The following is a 19,636-nucleotide window of genomic DNA, read 5'->3' as shown; positions in this document are numbered from 1 at the left end:
TTCTAAATTTTTAATAATCTTACTTTTCGTTTATTTTGAACTGTAATTTTTGAGCCTTTCGCCAGGAAAACGGAGATTGGTTTAGCGTTTTGTAGAAATTCAAAATCTCTCCCGTATGTTTTTTCAAAATCAATGTCAATGTTATGATGTAGTACTTCCAATTGCTTCCATACAGGATGTGTAACTTCATATTCGAAAGTGGTATTTTGATTGATTTTGGTGTAGCCAAAATAGTGTTCAGTTATAAATTCAGCTTCAGAGCCAGCTTCAATTGCTGTTGGGATTTTTGTCGTTTCTACCTGAATGGTATTCCATTTATCGGCGTTCTTCCATTGATAAATAAAAGTATTTGTGTTTTTCTTTTCGATGACTTCGTGGTCCATTTGCTGCGTTTCATAATGCTCCTGATACAAAGTGTTGGCAATAAAGGTGATCGCTTTTTTAGGAACAATTTCTTTAATAAAAACGACGCCACGTTTCCATTCCCCATCTTCAAAACGTTTTACATAGAACCTTAAATTAACTTCTTCAAAATTGATATGAAATGGAAATTTTAATCCTAAAACGGTCGTGTTTTTAAACATAAAACCAACTAAACTTGCATAACATTTGTTGTTCCAGGTATCTATTACAGTTCCCGCAGGAACATATTTTTCTAAAACTGCTTTATCTGCCTCATAATTAAATAAGGCCAGATTTTCCCATTCTGCTTCCAAAAATGATTCAGAGTTAAGATTTGCTGTAAAAAAATAGAAGTAAGTTGCGATGGCCATTGGGAGTACAAACAGGCAAAACAAATTACCTGCCACATAGTTAAAATTGAGATTGATTAAAACTAAGAAGAAGACTAATATGACCAGAATCCAATAGATAATGAGCTTTATTTTTTTGCTTTTACTCAATTCATCCCTTCTTATAAGCAGAGTAAACCCTATTATTACTTGTACTATTCCCAGAATAATTTGAAACAACATACCGAAATACACTAAAAGATAAAGGGCCAGTGTTGTGAAGTAAAATATTTTATTGATTTTGTGTAGTGTACTAAATGTCATGGTTTATATATTTTAAACTTTCAGAAAAAAGGAAGTTTTGATTGATTTTTGAGTTCATTATTTTTAAACAAATTCCCTCGCTAACTTTCATTTTGCAATTCGTAGGTTTTCATATTTAAGTACTATTCTATAAAAATAAATGGCTGTGATATTTGGAATTAGGGTTACAAAGAGGATTTGTAAAAAGTCGTTCCACATTATAAAACTGAAAAATGAAAATAGGATTGTTGCATTAAAAACGATAATCGTCCAGTATGTTATTATTTGTTTTTTAATGCTCTCCCTATTTGTTTTTGAAAATATTTTTATGGTTAAGTAAATCGCTGTAAGTATTTGTATAACAGTAAGAAATATTTGTCCGGCAAATCGTAAGTAACAGGTTAAATAGAACAGAAAGCATATTATAAGAGCGAAATTGTTTAGTTTTTTTATAGTTTTCATAGTTCCTGTTTGTTTTAAACTTTCAGAAAAAAATGAAAGTTTTAATGAAATTTTTTTAGTTGGATGTTTTTACTTCATAATTTTCAAAACCAGTTTTCCTAACCAGTTATCATTGAATTCAGTTATTTTGTCTAACATATTATCTGCTTTTAAAACAAAATCGTATAGCTTGGAAGTCTGATCAACAAAGTGTTTTTCTTCGGCAGAATCTTTTGCTTCGATGGTCGAAACTTCTTTTAATATTTTAAGTGCAGGTTTGATTTCTCTTTTGCTTCTTTCTCTTGAAATTTTAACTGCCAACTCGTCCAGATCTTTTTCTGCAGTAAAAAATTCTCTACGTTCTCCGGCTTTGTATTCTTTATAAACAATTCCCCAGTCCATTAAAGCTCTTAGGTTCATGCTGGCGTTTCCACGGGAAATCTGTAATTCTTCCATAATGTCTTCCATAGAAACAGCTTCGTTTGAGACCATTAATAAAGCATGGATTTGTGCCATGGTTTTATTAATCCCCCATTGAGAACCTAATGCTCCCCAGGTTTGTACAAACTTGTTTTTTGCTTCTTTGAATTCCATGTGTCAAATGTAAGTAAAAGTTTTTAAACTTTCAAAAATAAATGAAAGTTTAATATAAAAAAAGCTGTTTTACTTTCTTTAAATGAGTAAAAACAGGTGTTTATACGTATCAGATTTTCCTGTGGTATTCTTTTATCTCATTCATGCCTAATAATTTCCATCCCGTAGCATTTTTTAAATTAAGTCTATCAATTTGATATAGTTTTGAAATAGAAATAATCCCCAAGTGTATTTTTATTGGTTACGAAACCAAAGTTGCAAAGGGATTAAAAGGCTTTGGAAACGAATAATCGTATAGAACAAACAAAAGTACTGTAACTGAAACAGCTCGAACAGTTTGTTAAAGACAAGAAATATGAGATACTAGTAATTTCCAATTCATTTTACGATGCAAATCGAGTTTTACTTCGCATAAAATCGATCGGTTTCACTACTTAGTGATGAAACAGGAATCAAATTTCAAACAAAAAACCCAAAAACAAATTATTATGACAACATTTTCATCAAGCCCCAATTTTGCGAATGGTTTCCCTACACCAGGCCCGCAGGATCCAACACCACAAAAAGTATTGGATCACATTTTTTTCCTTTCAGAAACAGATTGGAAAGTTGCCCGTGAACAAGAGCATTTTGACTTCATTATAATTGGTAGCGGATTTTGCTCTTTGGCTTTTGCCGAAAGAACTTTGGCTCAAAATCCAATGTCTAAGATTTTAATCATAGAACGCGGACCGTTTTTCCTGCCGGAACATTTTCAGAATTTACCTATTCCGTATCAACATGTATTAGGAGGTTTATCCGAAACATTTCCGTGGACACTTTCCAGTAAAACTGCCTTACAGCCACCGGGAAATATACAGTTTCAACACGGAATGATTCCTTTTTTTGGAGGAAGAAGTATCATGTGGAGCGCCTGGTGCCCAAGACCTACAGAGGAGGAAATGCAATATTGGCCACAAGAAACCATAGATGCTGCAAAAGCCCATTTTAAATCAGCAGAAATTTTATTAAATGTAGTTCCTGCAGATAAAATAGATAGTGATTTAGATCCGGCCGTTCTAAAACATGTTGCATTACAACGTCCTGTTTACGGATTATTGCAAACGGAACTTCAGGAAATGCTGGCTGCTAATTTAGGTAAAGTAACGTCGGCGACGAGAAGTATGGCAGCGCCTTTAGCCGCCGGATCCGGTGTGCAGGAAGGTTTGGATTTTGCTAAATTTTCAACTCCGTCCGTAATGCTTGATCTTGCAATAAAGCAATCTGATTTAAGTAAAAACGAAGAAGGTAGTCCACTAAAAATGGTTGCGAATTGCGTTGTAAACCGCATTCATCAGCAAGATGGCGTTGCGACTGCTTTAGACACTTCGAGAGGAATGGTAAATGTTGGCGATGCAAAAGTAATTTTGGCTATGGGAACACTTCCTCCGGCAACGTTAATTTTAAATTCTTTTCCTCAGGTTAAAAAAGCCGGAGAGCGTTTTACGGCCCATTTTATTACTTCAATTGTAGCCCGCGTTCCTCGTAAAGATTATGATTTTGCGAATCAGTTAAGCGAATTAGAGCTGGCAGCTATTTATATGGCAGGGGTAAATTCAGAAAGTGGTATGCAGTATCATGTTCAGCTATCGGTTTTATCCGATAAAGAGCCTGTTAAAAATGCACAAAAAGCAGCCCGTTATATGCCGGACGTTGTCGCTACTGCCTCAATGGCGCAACTTACAAGTTCTGAAGATTATCTGGTGTTTGTATGTGCCGTTTTGGGTGAAATGGATTTTAGAAATTCAGACAATTACTTGCGTCCAAACGGAGAGTCTGACCCTACAACAAATGTGACGCTTCAGGCACTAGCCAGTGAAACCGATTTGCAGACCTGGGATACCATGGATCACGGAACTTTTCAAATGTTAGAAGATGCCTTGTCACCAAACGGAAGTACGGCTGTAGAATACTGGCACGGAAATGCTGATCAGGGAGCATGGATGGGCGAGCGTCCTCCTGTTAATCAACGCAGGGTAGGCGGACTAGTTCACGAAGGTTCCAGTCTTTGGATTGGTAAAGACGACGAAGGAGTTGTAGGTCTTGATTATCGTCCAAATGGTGTTGAGAATGTATACGTAACTGGTGGCGCACTTTGGCCTGCAAGCGGATCATGGAATCCCACAATGACGATGGTTGCTTTGGCTCAGGATCTGGCAGACAACTTATATCATGAGTCGCATACTAAGATTAAAACAAGTTCTAAATCTTTTGTTTCAAATTAATTAGCTATGGAAAATCAGGTATTAGAGGCGTTAGGCGTCGATATAAATAATATACCCTTAGATACCAATCCGGAAATGACAGTAGGAGATGTACTGAACAAAACGGATGGTGTATATTTTTGTATAAAAAACCATGATTCGGTTTTTTTATGGGTCAATAAAAATTTTGCGGACTTAGTTGGACAAAAGCAGGAAGATATTATTGGTACAAGAGACAGTCGTGCTGCCCATGTTGCCCACGATCAGGAAGTCATGAGAAATGGCGTTCCTTTACTGAACTTTTACGAAACAATCCAGGTTACTGAAGCTGACGGATCAATGGCTGATTTGGAAATTGTTACTCAAAAAGGACTTTTGCGTAAAAAGGATGGAAATGAAATTATAGGAATTACAGTTTGTTTTTCTAAACGATTTCCGGATGCGAATCATGAAGCAGATCAATTGATTGAGAAGTTAGGAATGATTCCAACCGGAATTGGAGGTTATTTGGCACATGGTACCGGTAGTGATTTAATACTTTCGGAAGAAGCTTTACCGGAACGTTTTTTGGGCGACAGAACAGCTTATTCTACTAATTATTTTCTTTTAAAGGAAGGAGAAATTCTTAAGATTCATGCACTGAATCAGGATGAACAATGGTTTTTTCATCAGGGAAGTGCCATTAAACTTCATATTTTTTCAGAAGAAGGTATTTATAGTACCGTAACATTTGGAAGTGACCTGGATCAGGGACAACTTTTACAAGGAATAGCGCCTCATAATCATTGGTTTGGTGCTGAATTGCTAGGACCGGGTTACGCCTTGTCGAGTTGTAGTCTTGCGCCTGCCTGGGATAAAAGAGATAGTTTTCTTCCTGCGCCTGAACAAATTGAAAAGCTTAAAAGAAAATTTCCGGAACAGCTGGAAATTATCAATAAACTTTTATAGAAGTTAATGTTGGCCTTACTATAGTAACAAATCAGTTTCGCCAGACAGTTGGTTTGCAAAATAAACTATGAAAACAAAATGAAAACCGGAACAGCAATGTCCCGGTTTTCTATTTAATGCTTATCTTCTTTGAAGACCTGTTTTTAAGAAGTTATAAATTTCAGGAATAGTTTTAAAAGCCATTTTGAGAATTATAAAGTTATGTTAATTCAGGAAATGGAATTTTGTATTAGATAATGGAAATTTATTTTTGTAAAAATCACTTTTATGGAATTATACTACACTTTTTCAATACTAATTGTATTGGCTTCTTTCTTCGCCTATTTAAATCTAAGATTTTTAAAACTCCCGGGAACTATCGGAATCATGATTATTGCAATGTTGGTTTCCGTTGGGATTCGCCTGTTGGGAGATTCTTATTTTCCGGCTACCACAAAACATTTTTTTGAATTGATAAAAGAATTTGACTTCAACGAAATCTTAATGGGGGCGATGTTGAATTTTCTTTTGTTTGCAGGCGCACTGCATGTGAATATGTCGGATCTTAAAGAACAAAAAGTTCCTATTATGATTTATTCTACAGTTAGTGTAGTATTGTCTGCCTTAATTATTTCTGTATTGCTTTTTTATACTGCACCAGTTTTGGGTATAAAGATTCCTTATATATTTTGTTTGGTTTTCGGAACATTAATTTCTCCAACTGATCCAATCGTGGTGCTGGGTGTTTTAAAAGAAGCTAAAGTTCCCAAAAGAATTGAAACTAAAATTGTTGGGGAATCATTGTTTAATGATGGAGTAGCAGTAGTTATGTTTGCTGTTGTTTTAAAAATGGCAACCGATCCAACATTTGATATGAGTTTTGGTTCTATTGCCTGGTTGTTTGCAAAGGAAGGAATAGGAGGGCTTTTATTAGGGGCTGTCTTAGGATTTACAGCATCAAAGGTTATGAAAAAAATAGATGACTATAAAGTTTCCGTTTTAATCACGCTTTCTATTGTAATGGGAGGATTTTTAATTGCCCAAAGTTTACATGTTTCAAGTCCGTTGGCCATGGTAGTTGCCGGATTGATCATTGGTAATTACGGAAAAAAAGTTGCGATGAGTGAAGTTACAAAAGATTATTTAGGGAAATTTTGGGAACTTATTGATGAGATACTCAATGCTATTTTATTTTTATTTATTGGCTTTGAATTGTTACTGTTACCAGATCTGAACAAACAACTTTTAACAGGCTTTGTAGCGATTTTTATAGTGTTGTTCTCCAGAGTTGCTTCTATAGTTTTACCCTGGAAATTCTTCGATATATTTAAGATTTTCGGTATAAAATCTGCTTACAACAAAGGCTCTTTAATGGTACTGGTCTGGGGAGGAATTCGAGGAGGGGTTTCTATTGCATTAGTACTTTCTATGCCAGAGGGCGAATATAAAAACCTGCTTCTGGAAGTAACTTATATTGTAGTTTTATTTTCGATTGTGGTACAGGGACTGACTGTGGGGAAATTAGCCAAAAGGGTTTTGGAGAAAGAATAAAGAAAATAGAATAAAGAATAAAGAAAATAGAATAAAGAAAATAGAATAAGAATTTTTTATCTTTAAAATTATAAACCAGAAGACCTGCAATATTATTTTGCAGGTTTTTTTTATCTTTTGTCTTCTTTAGAATAATTTGAAACGCCATTTATATCAATTGGATTTCCTAAAAAACGGGGTTCCCGATTTCTTAAGACATCAAAAAGTGCTTTAAAAACAGAAATGTATTCTCTAAAAGTGACATATTTATAACCTCTGTATTCTCCCGAATTTGCAGAATATCCGACCGATTTAATTCCGAGTTTTTGTCCGATGTAAATCGCACGATTCAAATGATATTCCTGAGAAATCAATGTTGCTTTTTTAATCTTGAAAATATGTTTCGCACGATACATTGTTGAATAGGTATCGAAACCGGCATAATCAATAAATATTTTTGTGGTGTCTACTCCATGATTGAAACAATACGTTTTCATTACCGTTAATTCATCATATTCATCACGTCCATTATCTCCCGAAAGTAAAATTTTATTAATTCGGTTTGCTTTGTATAAAGAAATTCCGGCATCAAGGCGGTCTTTTAAATATTTACTGGGTTGATCTCCATTGATTCCCGCTCCAAAAATAATTCCTACATCATTTTTAGGGAACTTTTTAATCGAATAATAAATATGTTTTTTAGTCGAAGACTTTACGTAATAATTTACGGAAACAATGGCAACCAGTCCAATAATGGCGAGGTAAAGAGCTATTCTAAAATATTTTTTCAAAGTATTATTTATAAGATTACAGGTTTAAAAAGTAGTGAAGATAAGTAAAATTATGTTTAGTGTTTTTGTCAGAACAGCATAAAAAAACCGAAATATTTCTATCCCGGTTTCTACTATTGTATAAAGTCTAAAGATCTGGGAAAGTCTATAACAATCCTGCTCTCTTCAATAAAGCTTCCGGTTTTGGTTCCTGACCTCTAAAACGTTTGTACAAAATCATCGGATGTTCTGTTCCTCCTTTTGAAAGTACATTGTCTTTGAATTTTGTTGCTACTTCAGGATTAAAAATTCCTTTTTCCTGAAAGTATTCAAAAGCATCAGCATCCAGAACCTCGGCCCATTTGTAACTATAATATCCGGAAGAATATCCGCCGTGAAAAATATGAGAGAAAGCGGTACTCATGGCATTTTCTTTTACATCAGGATACAATTGTGTATTGGCAAATTGTTCTGTTTCGAAAGTTTTTAAATCCGTAATAGAAGTTGGATCTTGTCCGTGCCATGCCATATCCAATAAACCAAAACTTAACTGACGCAACGTAGCTAAACCTTCCTGAAAACTGGCACTTTCTTTGATTTTTTGTACATATTCAATCGGAATAATTTCTCCGGTTTCATAATGATTCGCAAACAAAGCCAAAGCTTCCGGCTCATAACACCAGTTTTCCATAATCTGACTTGGTAATTCTACAAAATCCCAAAATACAGAAGTCCCGGATAAACTAGGATAAACTGTATTGGCTAACATTCCGTGTAAACCGTGACCAAATTCATGGAATAAAGTGGTTACCTCGTTAAAGGTTAGTAAGGAAGGTTTCGTTTCTGTTGGTTTGGTGAAATTACAAACGTTCGAAATGTGTGGTCTTTCGTTTACGCCGTCTTTTATAGATTGTGATTTAAACGAAGTCATCCAGGCACCATTTCGTTTTCCTTTTCTTGGGAAGAAGTCAGCATAGAAAATAGAAACTAAATTATTTTCAGCATCGGTTACTTCATAAGTAGTTACCTCTTCGTGGTATTTATCGATATCAAAAACTTCGGTAAAGGTTAATCCGTATAATTTTTTGGCAACCGTAAAAGCGCCGTTTAATACTTTTTCTAACTGAAAATAAGGTTTCAGTTTTTCATCATCTAAATTAAAAAGCTGTTGTTTTAATTTTTCAGAATAATAAGCACCGTCCCATTTTTCTAATTGTTCGATTCCGTCCAGTTCTTTGGCGAAAGCCGTTAATTCAGCAAATTCTTTTTGAGCAGCCGGTTTTGCTTTTGCTAATAAATCATTGAGGAAAGAGAAAACTTTCTCCGGACTTTCGGCCATTCTTTCTTCCAGAACAAAATGAGCATGCGTTTTATAACCTAACAAATTGGCTCTTTCGAAACGCAATTTGGCAATTTTTAAAACATTTTCCTGATTGTCAAATTCGTTATTCTGAAATGATCTTGCCCCAAAAGCAATTGCCATTTTTTTACGCAATTCGCGATTGTCGGCATACGTTAAAAACGGAAGATAACTTGGATAGTCTAAAGTGAAAATCCAGCCTTCTTTTTCCTGGCTTTTAGCCAGTAATTTTGCCGCTTCAATGGTTCCTTCCGGTAATCCGGCCAAGTCTTTTTCATCTGTTAAATGCAATTCGAATGCATTCGTTTCAGCTAAAATATTTTCGCCAAACTGTAAACTTACTTTAGATAATTCTTTGTCAATTTCACGTAGTTTGTCCTTTTTGTCTTCAGGCAAATTGGCTCCGTTTCTCGAGAAGCTCTTATACTTTTTATCTAAAAGGGTTGTTTGTTCCGGATTTAAATTCAGTGTTTCTTTTTGATCGTAAACGGCTTTTATTTTAGCAAACAAAGCAGCATTTAGCGTAATGTCATTTCCGAATTCTGATAATAAGGGCGAAACTTCCTGAGCGATTTTTTGCATTTCGTCATTTGTTTCTGCCGAATTCAAATTAAAGAAAATACTCGAAAGGCGATCTAAAATATCTCCCGCATAATCCATCGCTACAACTGTATTTTCAAAAGTTGGTGGTTCGGGATTGTTTACAATAGCATCAATTTCGGCTTTAGCCAAAGCAATTCCTTCCTGAAAAGACGGGATATAATCTTCGATTTTAATTTGCGAAAAAGGTGCTGTATTATGTTTGGTGGTAAATTTTGAAAGTAAAACGTTCATTATGATATATTATTTTATGAATTGAAGTCAATATTTTTGAATTCCAAAGATAGCAATTTATAAAAATCTAATCATCTAAACAAAATCGATTCCGGGCATAAAATCCTCTTAAATTGTGTTATAGATATGTTATTTATTTCTGTACGCCTTTTTAAAAGCGTAAATTGAAAAAAAATACGATTTAGCATTATAAAACGCTAATCAGAAATAATTGTAAAAAAGAAAATGATGAATTATCAAATTGTAATAAAGAATATAGATACGGTTAATGAAGTAGAAGGATATTGGACTGATGAAGATTTTGTCCAGTTGTTAGAAAAATTCAATTATCCGGACGGGGCAACTGCAGACAAAGCGAGTTTGCCGGAATTGTTAGAAATGGCTATATCGGATTACGAACCTAATGAAGCTGCCGAAATAGCCTTGAAATATAAATTTGCTGATCGATTAGGCGACGGACAAATCGAGCAAATATCGCACAATATGTTAATTGATAAGGTTTGTGAGGAATACCCCGAAATAGACATGCAGGGAACTTTGTTTCATATTAATCAATTACTTTTTAAAGCATACAACGGAAAATTCCCGAATGCAAAAGCGTCTGTTGTTCATTTTTCAATGACACCCACTGAAGGTGAAGTACAAAAACTGACACCCGAAAATGTGTTGAAATTATTGAATAATGGCCTGTCTGACAGAAACCTTATCAAAAGATTGTTTGAAAATCAAATCTCTCAAAACATTCCATTTCCTGAATCTGAAGCTATTGTTTGGGAATTGACAACAGAAGATAATGTAAATTATAATCTCGTTACTTCTGAAAACTGGATAAATAAAGAAGATATAACGGAATATGAATTTGAATCTGTTCTGGAAGATATTGAAGAGGAAGCGTAATCTCAAAAAACGATAAAGCAAGAAAGGCTTCCGTGATGGGAAGCCTTTCTGTTTTTTGTATGTTTTATTTTTTTATTTTCTTAGAATGTGCATAAATTTTTGTTTTACAAAGAGTCTCTAAGAAAACACAGAGATTCACAAAGTTTTCTTCAAAATAGATGTAAAAAATCTTAGTGAATCTCTTTATCTTTTCTTTGTGTATCTCTGCGGAATAAACTTATTTTTTCAATCCTTCGGCCGCTTTGTTAACTGCTGCTTTCAATTCTTCTTTGTAAGCTATAATAGTATCAAGTACTTTCTTATCGTGACTTCCTATGATTTGTGCTGCCAAAATCCCTGCATTTTTGGCTCCGTTTAGAGCAACCGTTGCAACCGGAACTCCACCAGGCATTTGCAGAATCGATAAAACCGAATCCCAGCCATCTATAGAATTACTTGATTTTACCGGAACTCCAATTACAGGAAGCGGTGACATCGAAGCGACCATTCCAGGTAAATGTGCAGCTCCTCCGGCTCCGGCAATAATTACCGAAATACCGCGGGTATGCGCATTTTTACTGAAATCAAATAATTTTTCCGGCGTTCTGTGTGCCGAAACAATATCTACTTCGGTTTCTATATTAAATTGTTTTAGTATGTCGATGGCATCCTGCATGACCGGCATGTCTGAGATGCTTCCCATTATAATGGCTACTTTGCTCATGTGTGTGTTGTTTGTTTTTGTTTCAGGTTATTGTTGAGACTGAAAGACTTTTGCTCTTTATTTAAAGTTCTGGAATCATGTTCCAGATATCTATACCGAATTCTTCTTGGATTGCTCTTAAATAAGAAATTGAATTAATTTCGTTATCAATTTTGTCTTGAAAATACTTTTTTATTTCTATATCAGTTTGAAGCTTTCTATCATTTATAGATTCTCTTCTTCGCTTAATATAGTTTTTTCTATCTTCAACTCTTTTTTGATTGTTTAAGTCCAATAAAATGATTAGGTTATTTGCTTCATCGTCATCTGGCTTTGCAAAATATTCGCCTTCATTATAGATAACTCTATGTTCAAAATCTTCAGCATAGGGCATTAATATTGGTTCTATCCAACTATTTGTTTTTCTTTGATTAGGAAGGTGTTTGACTTTATACCAGTTATAATAATTATCTTCTGGCTGGTCTTTTAAATTTGGATTAAAATGCTCAGTGTCGTTTGCATCTTCAAATCCAATGTAATGTTCCGTATAAGCACAAAAACCTTTTTGTTCTTTTAAAAGAAGCGAACCTAATTTAGAATTATCTCCTTTAGACTTATAAGTGATCTTGTCAGAAATAATTTGAGAAATCGGAGATTTTAAAACTCTTTTCATTCATTAAAAATTATACTTATCTCCAATAGATTCAATTTCATCTTGAAGTTTTTGTTTTACTTCTTCATCTTTTTCAAACAACAATTGTCTTCTTTTTTCAAGATATTCATTATAAACTTTTTTACCATATCTGTTTATATAATCAATTCCAAAATCATTATAAAGCATATCATTTGGATCATCACCAATAGGAGAACTTCCTCTACGAACAGCAACTTTTCCTTCTTCATCAAAGTATAAAATAAATCGTTCGTCTGGTTCAAATGAAGCAGCAATAAAAGGCGAATGAGTAGCAATGATAAATTGTGCTTCTGGGGCTAGATCTTGGTAATAGTCGACTAGATCCATTTGTATATCTGGGTATAAAGAACGTTCAGGTTCGTCTATTAAAATTATTGCATCTTTAGTATTAAACTTAAATAGAGGTAATAATAAAGAAATTAAAAGTTTAGTACCTGTACTTAGCGAATGTATTGGTATGAAATCTTCATTGTTAAAATGTTTAACATTCAGAAATGATGAAGGATTGTTTATATCGACTTCTAGATTTAATTTTTTTAAAACATTATTAAATTTTATAGCAAATTCCTCATTAGGATTTGGGTTGTGAAGTCTCCATGAATTAAAATCATCAATAAACTTGTTTGGATTTTTGAAATTGAAAAGCTGAGAACTTTTCTTTAAAAGATTCTCTCGATAATCTATAAAATCATTTAAAAGATATTGATAAATTTCAGAGTAATTATTCTCTTCAAGTTTAAATTGATTGTATTTTTTTAAAAGAAGATTTTTGTCTAAATTATTTAAATTTTGTAAGCCTTCAGGTTGAAGGAAGTTTATAACTTTATTTATGTTTAATTCTGAAGGAAAAAATATTTTTTTTGTTTCATCATCTGTTCTTAATTTTTCTTCAACAAAATAATTTATTAATATTTCTTGATTTTGAATGCAAAACTCTTCTGTATCATCGTTGAAAAATACATGTAATGATGCTTTTAGTTTTTCGAGTGACGGGTGATGTTCAAATTCTTTTGGGTAATCAATATAAGAATTGTTATGTGTTTTAATATCTATCAACTCTAACAAACTAGTTTTTCCCGTCGCACTTTGCCCAATAAAACATATTTTGTCTAAGGGTTTTCCTCTTTTTTCTTCAATATGGAAATCTTCAGGATAAGTAAAATCAAAATCTAGATTTTCTAAATGCCTAAACTGATCGATATGTAATTTTGAAATTTTCATTTATTGAGTTTTTACAAAGCTAATTAAAAAATGATTGCTATTATAGACTGCGACCGAGACTGAAAACTATATACTAATCACTCTAATCGTATTCTTAACTTCTTCTGCAATTCGTCTCGCTTCTCTCATATCTTCATTTACAATCGTAACGTGCCCCATTTTTCTAAAAGGCCTTGTTTGCTTTTTACCATAAATATGTGGGGTAACGCCATCCCATCCTAAAATGGTTTCGATGTTTTCGTAAACTACATCTCCGGAGAAACCTTCAGCACCTACTAAATTGACCATAACTCCGGCAACTTTACTGTCTGTATTTCCTAACGGAAGATCTAAAATGGCCCGTAAATGATTTTCGAATTGTGAAGTATAACTGGCTTCAATAGAATAATGTCCTGAATTGTGGGGACGGGGAGCAACTTCATTTACCAGAATTTCATCATCGCTGGTTTGAAACATTTCAACGGCAAGAAGTCCAACGTGATTGAATTTCTCTGAAACGTTCAAAGCAATAGCTCTGGCTTTTTCTGCGACTTTCTCGTCGATTCTGGCAGGACAAATGACATATTCTACCTGATTGGCTTCCGGATGAAATTCCATTTCAACAACCGGATAAGTTTTAATTTCTCCTGATGGGTTTCTTACTACAATAACAGCCAATTCATTTTTGAACGGTACCATGGTCTCTGCAATACATTCTACGTTTGGTAAATCGTCCATATCAGAAATCTGACGAATTACTTTTACACCATTTCCATCATAACCAAACTCCGTACATTTCCATACAAAAGGAATGGTGATTTCATTATCTCCAACTGATTTTTGCAAATGCAACGGACTTTCAAATCGTAAATAGACAGCTGTTGGAATATTGCTTTTAGTGTAAAAATCTTTTTGGGTTCCTTTATTCTGAATCCCTTTTAAGGTTTTAGGGGAAGGGTATACTTTTAATCCTTCATTTTCCAGTTGCGTTAAAGCTTCAAGATTCACCAATTCGATTTCAAAAGTCAGAACATCGACTTGTTTTCCAAAATTGTAAACCGTTTCATAATCCATCAAATCGCCTTTGAAGAATTTATTACAGGCAATTTTACTCGGCGCTTCGTCGCTGGGATCTAAAACATAAGTTTGTATGTCAAATTTTCGGGTGTCAGACAACAGCATTTTGCCTAATTGTCCACCACCTAATATTCCTAATTTAAAATCAGAAGAAAAATAATTCATTGTAGTTGTGTTTTTGCAAAGATACTTGATAAAATAGAAATGCCAATTTATTGTGTGTTGAATTGCTGTTTTTTACTATTAGTAGTACAAAAAAAAAAGATTGTTTCAAATGTTAAAATTTTTTGAAATATCTCGTTTTAAAATTTTGTTTTGTGGGCTTGAATTCCGTACGTTTGATCCGATTTTTAACCGCCTTAGATTTAATAAAGTACATGACCACAAACGATTGGGCAAAACACATTCAAAAGTTTCTTTTTCTCTTAAAAGATGACTTTTTCGAATTACCGTACCTGTCTAATTCTCCTCAGGTGATGTTAGACAGTCTGATAAAAATCCCTATAATCAAACATAATGCTTTAAAGCAGGTTATTTCTTCAGACAATACTTTTTGGAAGGGTAAAATGCGTTACCGCAAGATCGAAAAAGGTTTCTGGATTTTGGAAACCAATATTGCACTTAAAGAAAATGTCCTTGCAAAAGCTACTTATACAAAGGATCACCTCAAAGAGTATTACATTTTATCGTTTTCTGTTTTCGAATATAAATTTCCTTTTAAGGATGCTGATCCTATTACTTTATTGAGTACCTGCTGGACTTTTTATAAACCGGAAACTGAAGTGGCTACCTATTTTTATAAAGGGACTGAAGGGAAATTCTTTAACATTGCGATGAATAAAGAATGGGTTGATCAAAATATTAAATCAGGTAAATTTTGTGGAAAAGGTGTTTTGGAAAGTTTTTTTAATACACAAAAAGGATTTTATACCTGGCTGGATATTGCTCCAAATGCTCATATTTTATCAAAGAAAATATCAAAAATCTTAGAAGCTGAAGATAAAATACATCTAAATACAGTAGAATTGCGCAAGTCGTGTATGAAGTTGATTACCGAGTTTTTTAAACATTCTTTTGAGGATAGTCGTATACCGGATAATGTTTCGTTAAGCAATTTAGATTACTTTAATGTGGCTAAAGCAGAGAAAATGATTCTGCATAATTTACAAGCTGCTTTTCTTGGAATCGATACTATTGCAGCTGAGGTAAATACTTCTCCAACCAAACTAAAAGCCAATTTTAAAATTGTATTTGGATTCTCGATGCTGCAATATCACAAAGAAAAAAATATGCTTCTTGCCCAACAGTTACTGCAGAACTCTGAAGTCGAAATTCAGATGATTGCGGCCATCACCGGTTATGAAAGTGCCAGTAAATTTTCAGCCACATTCAAAAAGAGATTTGGCATATTACCTTCGGTTTTTAGAGAAAATTAAAATATGAGCATCCGTATATGAATGTAGGTAGGTGGGTTAAATTTATAAAAGACAATATCAACTTTTATAGAGATGGTTTTTTTGAATTGCCTTATTTGTCTAATTCTCCTCAGGTAATCGTACAAAGTATCGTCAATTCTCCGTCTGTTAAACATGTTGTAGAAGAACAGGCAGTTTACAGGAACAATCCTTTTTCGAAAGGTGTTATGCGTTATCGCGAAATCGAAGAAGGTTTCTGGATTATTGCGACAAGTATCACTTTTAAGAAAAACGTGATGCTGAAGGCTATTTATGATGAAGACTTTCCGATTGACTATTATACACTTACCTTTTCGGTTTTTGAAAGTGAGGTAAAATTACAAAATACATTTGCCGATAAAACGCCTTTTTCGAGCAAATACTGGGGATTTAAAAGACCCGGAACAGAAGTTGGTGCTTATTTTTATAAAGGTTCCGTTTGTGAATTTTATTTGTACGGATTTAGTAAAGAATGGGCTGAACTCAATTTTTCTTTTGGAACCTTACCTGAAGATAACCAGATTAAAAAATTCCTGAATTCTGATAAAGGCTTTATTACCTATCAGGATATTGTGCCTAATGCTGCAGAATTGTCTAAAGAAATTTTAATTAATTTAGAAAGAAATCATCGGGATTTGTTAAGCAAAGCCATTTTAAAAACACAAACATTTCAACTGATTTCTACCTTTTTTAAAAATGCTTATATAGATCAGCGAATAGGTAATTATACTCCAACAGAGACTCCAGAGTATAGAAAAATTGCCAAAGTCGAAAAATTACTTTTGGATACGATAGCCAATCCTTTTTTAGGAGTCGAATATATTGCAAAAAAAGTAGAGATGTCTCCAACAAAACTCAAATTGACTTTTAAATCAGTTCATGGTGTTTCAATGGGGCAATATCATAAAGAAAAGAAATTACTTCTTGCTATGCAGCTAATTCAAAACACCGATATGCAGATAAAAAATATTGCTTTGGCTACGGGTTATAAAAGTTCCAGCAAGTTTACGGCAAATTTTAAAAAACGTTTTGGAAAAATGCCTTCTGAAATACGGTTTTAATCGCTGTAAAATTCTTTCTTTTCTTTCTTTTTTTACTCCTAAATCTGATTTTTCCCAATGATTTAATAAATACCGTATTTATACCTGTTTTTGTTTTTAAATTATTGATTTTTAACGTGTTAATGTTTGTGTTTTTCAGGTTTTAGACAGGGTTGCTGGTATCGCTAATTTTGTTGGTCGTTTCGGGCTATCGATGTGTCCGAATGGGCTATTCGACGGTTGTATTTCAGTCTATTTTTGCGCTTGAAATAAATCTAAACCTAACCAGTATGAAATTAAAATTACTCTTTTTAGTGAGTATCATATTTCTTTTTATCAATATGATACATGCTCAAAATCCCCCTACTGCAATAGCAAAAAACATTACTGTAAAGCTCGATGCTTCCGGAAATGTGACAGTGAATGCTCAGGATGTGGATAATGGTTCTACAGATAACACAGGAATCGCCAGTTACATGCTGACGACCGCTACTGTTGGAACGCGTTGTATTACAGCAAATGAGAACAGTACGCTGTTGGCTGATGCAGCAACAGGATCGATTTTTAAGACGGTAGATTTTGCAATTTATGGTACATCAGCCAAAAGTTGTGCAGATGCTTCTTATCCTTCCTGTTATTCAAATGTTCAAGCTTTTGTTTCGTCTTATTTCTTGAATAAAAATTCAGCCAGTATTTTTATAAGTAATGCCAATATGGGAGGCGATCCTTGTCCGAATATAGGTAAGGTACTTTCTATAAGCGCTTCATATGAACCAGCACCGGCATCTTTAAAACCTTCTTTCAATTTTAGCTGTGCAAATATTGGCGACAATACAGTTACTCTTGTTGTTACTGATACGGATGGAAATAAAAGTTATGCAACAGCGATAATTAAGGTTATAGACGATATTGCGCCGGTAATAACGTGCCCTGCTAATATTGTGACAAATAGTGATCCCGGAATTTGCACTGCAAATGTTGTAATTCCTAAGGCAGGTAATTTGAAACCTAAAATATTACTTATTGCTGCTGAGAATGCAAGTTGGGTAGCCGAAGTACAAAATAAATTAATTGCAACTGGAGCTTTTGACTCGGTTGATGTTTTTAATGCAGCTTCAGGTACGCCCGGTACGACGCTTTTGGCTAACTATAAAGCCGCATTAGTTTGGACTGATAATGTTTTAAATAACGCAACACTTTTAGGAAATAATTTAGCAACTTATATAGATAATGGCGGAGGAGTTGTGTCAATGGTATTTGAACTTAGTGGCTTAGGAGTGTCAGGTGCTTTTAATACAGATGCATACCGTTGTCTTATTGCAGGGGGGCAGTTGAATGGTAGATCGCAATCATTAGGGACAGTTTACAACTCAATGCATCCAATTATGAATGGGGTGTTAAGTTTTAATGGGGGAACTTCAGGTTATAGAAGCAGTTCCAGAACATTGGCAACAGGAGCGGTTAAGATTGCAGACTGGGCAGATGGGACACCACTTGTAATTATTAAAGAAAATGTTGGATTATTAAAGGTTCGCAGGGCAGATTTAAATTTTTTCCCTCCTTCATCAACCTCACGATCTGATTTTTGGAATGCTACTACAGATGGAACTATTCTGATGAAAAACGCACTTCTTTGGGTGGCTGGTAATGCAAATTCAATAGCTTCGGATAATTGTTCAAATGGAATTACAGTTACCAATAATATTACCGGAACGAATGACGCCTCGGGAGTGTATCCTATAGGAATTACTGAAGTAATTTGGAAAGCAACTGATGCTTCCGGAAACTCAGTTCAATGTACACAAACAGTAGAAGTAAAAGACAATCAAATTCCCGTTGTTACTTCAAACGGAGATCAAAATGTAAATGTTGATGCAAATACTTGTGGTGCAACTGTAACCGTTTCAGCATCTGCAACAGACAATTGTGGCGTTGGAAATCCAACAGGTGTGCGAAGTGATGCCAAATTACTTACAGATGTTTATCCGGTGGGAACAACAACAATCAAATGGAATGTAAAAGATGTTAACGGAAATGATGCTGTTGAAGTACTTCAAACCATAGAAGTAACTGACAATCAAATTCCTGTTATTACTTCAAACGGCGATCAAAATGTAAATGTTGATACAGATGTTTGTGGTGCAAACGTAACCGTTTCAGCATCGGCTACAGACAATTGTACAGTTGGAGCCCCAACAGGAGTAAGAAGCGATGCCAAATTGCTTACTGATGTTTATCCTGTAGGAACAACAACAATTGCCTGGAATGTAAAAGATACTAACGGAAATGATGCTGTTGAAGTAGTTCAAACCATAACCGTAACCGATAATCAAATTCCTGTCATTGCTTCAAACGGAGATCAAAATGTAAATGTTGATACAGATGTTTGTGGTGCAAACGTAACCGTTTCAGCATCGGCTACAGATAATTGTACAGTTGGAACTCCAACAGGAGTAAGAAGCGATGCTAAATTGCTTACTGATGTTTATCCGGTAGGAACAACAACAATTGCATGGAATGTAAAAGATGTTAACGGAAATGATGCTGTTGAAGTAATTCAAACCATAACCGTAACCGATAATCAAATTCCTGTGATTGCTTCAAACGGAGATCAAAGTGTAAATATTGATACAGATACTTGCGGTGCAAATGTAACCGTTTCAGCATCGGCTACAGATAATTGTTTCGTTGGAACTCCAACAGGAGTAAGAAGTGATGCTAAATTGCTTACTGATGTTTATCCGGCAGGAACAACAACAATCAAATGGAATGTAAAAGATGTTAACGGAAATGATGCTGTTGAAGTAATTCAAACCATAACCGTAACCGATAATCAAATTCCTGTGATTGCTTCAAACG

Annotated in this window: 15 protein-coding genes; 7 read left to right on the top strand and 8 right to left on the bottom strand. The window is 34.3% G+C overall.

Translation table 11 applies throughout. The annotated features are described in order from the left end of the window. Positions 1-2: 2 nt before the first annotated feature. Both ACHRWY_RS26785 and ACHRWY_RS26780 read right to left on the bottom strand, forming a co-directional pair. Positions 3-1,055, bottom strand: a complete 1,053-nt coding sequence (locus ACHRWY_RS26785; protein WP_395358955.1) for a YqjF family protein — start codon at positions 1,053-1,055, stop codon at positions 3-5. 510 nt (positions 1,056-1,565) lie between these two features. Next, the gene (locus ACHRWY_RS26780; protein ID WP_395358953.1) at positions 1,566-2,069 is read right to left on the bottom strand and encodes a GbsR/MarR family transcriptional regulator; all 504 of its coding nucleotides are present in this window, start codon (positions 2,067-2,069) and stop codon (positions 1,566-1,568) included. Between the two features lie 488 nt (positions 2,070-2,557). On the opposite strand from ACHRWY_RS26780, the gene ACHRWY_RS26775 reads away from it, so the two are divergent. From ACHRWY_RS26775 to ACHRWY_RS26765, 3 genes are all read left to right on the top strand, one after another. Further along, a complete protein-coding gene (locus ACHRWY_RS26775) occupies positions 2,558-4,333 on the top strand; it encodes a GMC oxidoreductase (RefSeq protein WP_395358951.1) in 1,776 nt (591 codons plus the stop codon). Positions 4,334-4,339: 6 nt separating this feature from the next. After that, positions 4,340-5,260: a cupin domain-containing protein gene (locus ACHRWY_RS26770; RefSeq protein WP_395358949.1), complete on the top strand. Its 921-nt coding sequence runs from the start codon at positions 4,340-4,342 to the stop codon at positions 5,258-5,260. A 267-nt stretch (positions 5,261-5,527) separates the two neighbouring features. After that, positions 5,528-6,790, top strand: a complete 1,263-nt coding sequence (locus tag ACHRWY_RS26765; RefSeq protein WP_395358947.1) for a cation:proton antiporter — start codon at positions 5,528-5,530, stop codon at positions 6,788-6,790. 110 nt (positions 6,791-6,900) lie between these two features. Here ACHRWY_RS26765 and ACHRWY_RS26760 read toward each other — a convergent pair whose 3' ends face one another. After that, on the bottom strand, positions 6,901-7,560 hold the full coding sequence (locus ACHRWY_RS26760; RefSeq protein WP_395358945.1) for a vancomycin high temperature exclusion protein: 660 nt from the start codon (positions 7,558-7,560) through the stop codon (positions 6,901-6,903). Positions 7,561-7,705: 145 nt separating this feature from the next. Further along, positions 7,706-9,733, bottom strand: a complete 2,028-nt coding sequence (locus ACHRWY_RS26755) for a M3 family metallopeptidase (protein ID WP_395358943.1) — start codon at positions 9,731-9,733, stop codon at positions 7,706-7,708. Positions 9,734-9,958: 225 nt separating this feature from the next. On the opposite strand from ACHRWY_RS26755, the gene ACHRWY_RS26750 reads away from it, so the two are divergent. Continuing rightward, a complete protein-coding gene (locus tag ACHRWY_RS26750; RefSeq protein ID WP_395358941.1) occupies positions 9,959-10,630 on the top strand; it encodes a hypothetical protein in 672 nt (223 codons plus the stop codon). A gap of 217 nt (positions 10,631-10,847) precedes the next feature. Here ACHRWY_RS26750 and purE read toward each other — a convergent pair whose 3' ends face one another. The 4 genes from purE to ACHRWY_RS26730 form a co-directional block, all read right to left on the bottom strand. Next, positions 10,848-11,333, bottom strand: a complete 486-nt coding sequence (gene purE, locus ACHRWY_RS26745; RefSeq protein ID WP_039111763.1) for a 5-(carboxyamino)imidazole ribonucleotide mutase — start codon at positions 11,331-11,333, stop codon at positions 10,848-10,850. Between the two features lie 61 nt (positions 11,334-11,394). Further along, positions 11,395-11,985 (bottom strand): hypothetical protein, encoded by a 591-nt coding sequence (locus ACHRWY_RS26740; RefSeq protein WP_395358939.1) that lies wholly within the window; start codon positions 11,983-11,985, stop codon positions 11,395-11,397. 3 nt (positions 11,986-11,988) lie between these two features. Further along, a complete protein-coding gene (locus ACHRWY_RS26735; RefSeq protein WP_395358937.1) occupies positions 11,989-13,227 on the bottom strand; it encodes an AAA family ATPase in 1,239 nt (412 codons plus the stop codon). Between the two features lie 66 nt (positions 13,228-13,293). Continuing rightward, positions 13,294-14,448, bottom strand: a complete 1,155-nt coding sequence (locus tag ACHRWY_RS26730; RefSeq protein WP_395358935.1) for a 5-(carboxyamino)imidazole ribonucleotide synthase — start codon at positions 14,446-14,448, stop codon at positions 13,294-13,296. A 212-nt stretch (positions 14,449-14,660) separates the two neighbouring features. On the opposite strand from ACHRWY_RS26730, the gene ACHRWY_RS26725 reads away from it, so the two are divergent. The 3 genes from ACHRWY_RS26725 to ACHRWY_RS26715 form a co-directional block, all read left to right on the top strand. Further along, positions 14,661-15,719 (top strand): helix-turn-helix domain-containing protein, encoded by a 1,059-nt coding sequence (locus tag ACHRWY_RS26725; protein ID WP_395358933.1) that lies wholly within the window; start codon positions 14,661-14,663, stop codon positions 15,717-15,719. A 17-nt stretch (positions 15,720-15,736) separates the two neighbouring features. Beyond that, a complete protein-coding gene (locus ACHRWY_RS26720; protein ID WP_395358931.1) occupies positions 15,737-16,798 on the top strand; it encodes a helix-turn-helix domain-containing protein in 1,062 nt (353 codons plus the stop codon). Positions 16,799-17,067: 269 nt separating this feature from the next. Next, positions 17,068-19,636 (top strand): hypothetical protein (locus ACHRWY_RS26715; protein ID WP_395358929.1); only part of this gene is annotated, 2,569 nt, incomplete at its 3' end.

It is taken from the genome of Flavobacterium sp. FlaQc-48 (genome assembly GCF_044007335.1).
Classification (GTDB): Bacteria; Bacteroidota; Bacteroidia; order Flavobacteriales; family Flavobacteriaceae; genus Flavobacterium.
Note: the sequence above shows the minus strand (reverse complement) of the source record. Positions and strands in the feature narration are given on the sequence as shown.

Coding starts and splice junctions, on each gene's coding strand:
- ACHRWY_RS26785 (WP_395358955.1), bottom strand. CDS start 1,055: ATGACATTTAGTACACTACACAAAATCAATAAAATATTTTACTTCACA.
- ACHRWY_RS26780 (WP_395358953.1), bottom strand. CDS start 2,069: ATGGAATTCAAAGAAGCAAAAAACAAGTTTGTACAAACCTGGGGAGCA.
- ACHRWY_RS26775 (WP_395358951.1), top strand. CDS start 2,558: ATGACAACATTTTCATCAAGCCCCAATTTTGCGAATGGTTTCCCTACA.
- ACHRWY_RS26770 (WP_395358949.1), top strand. CDS start 4,340: ATGGAAAATCAGGTATTAGAGGCGTTAGGCGTCGATATAAATAATATA.
- ACHRWY_RS26765 (WP_395358947.1), top strand. CDS start 5,528: ATGGAATTATACTACACTTTTTCAATACTAATTGTATTGGCTTCTTTC.
- ACHRWY_RS26755 (WP_395358943.1), bottom strand. CDS start 9,733: ATGAACGTTTTACTTTCAAAATTTACCACCAAACATAATACAGCACCT.
- ACHRWY_RS26750 (WP_395358941.1), top strand. CDS start 9,959: ATGATGAATTATCAAATTGTAATAAAGAATATAGATACGGTTAATGAA.
- purE (WP_039111763.1), bottom strand. CDS start 11,333: ATGAGCAAAGTAGCCATTATAATGGGAAGCATCTCAGACATGCCGGTC.
- ACHRWY_RS26740 (WP_395358939.1), bottom strand. CDS start 11,985: ATGAAAAGAGTTTTAAAATCTCCGATTTCTCAAATTATTTCTGACAAG.
- ACHRWY_RS26735 (WP_395358937.1), bottom strand. CDS start 13,227: ATGAAAATTTCAAAATTACATATCGATCAGTTTAGGCATTTAGAAAAT.
- ACHRWY_RS26730 (WP_395358935.1), bottom strand. CDS start 14,448: ATGAATTATTTTTCTTCTGATTTTAAATTAGGAATATTAGGTGGTGGA.
- ACHRWY_RS26725 (WP_395358933.1), top strand. CDS start 14,661: ATGACCACAAACGATTGGGCAAAACACATTCAAAAGTTTCTTTTTCTC.
- ACHRWY_RS26720 (WP_395358931.1), top strand. CDS start 15,737: ATGAATGTAGGTAGGTGGGTTAAATTTATAAAAGACAATATCAACTTT.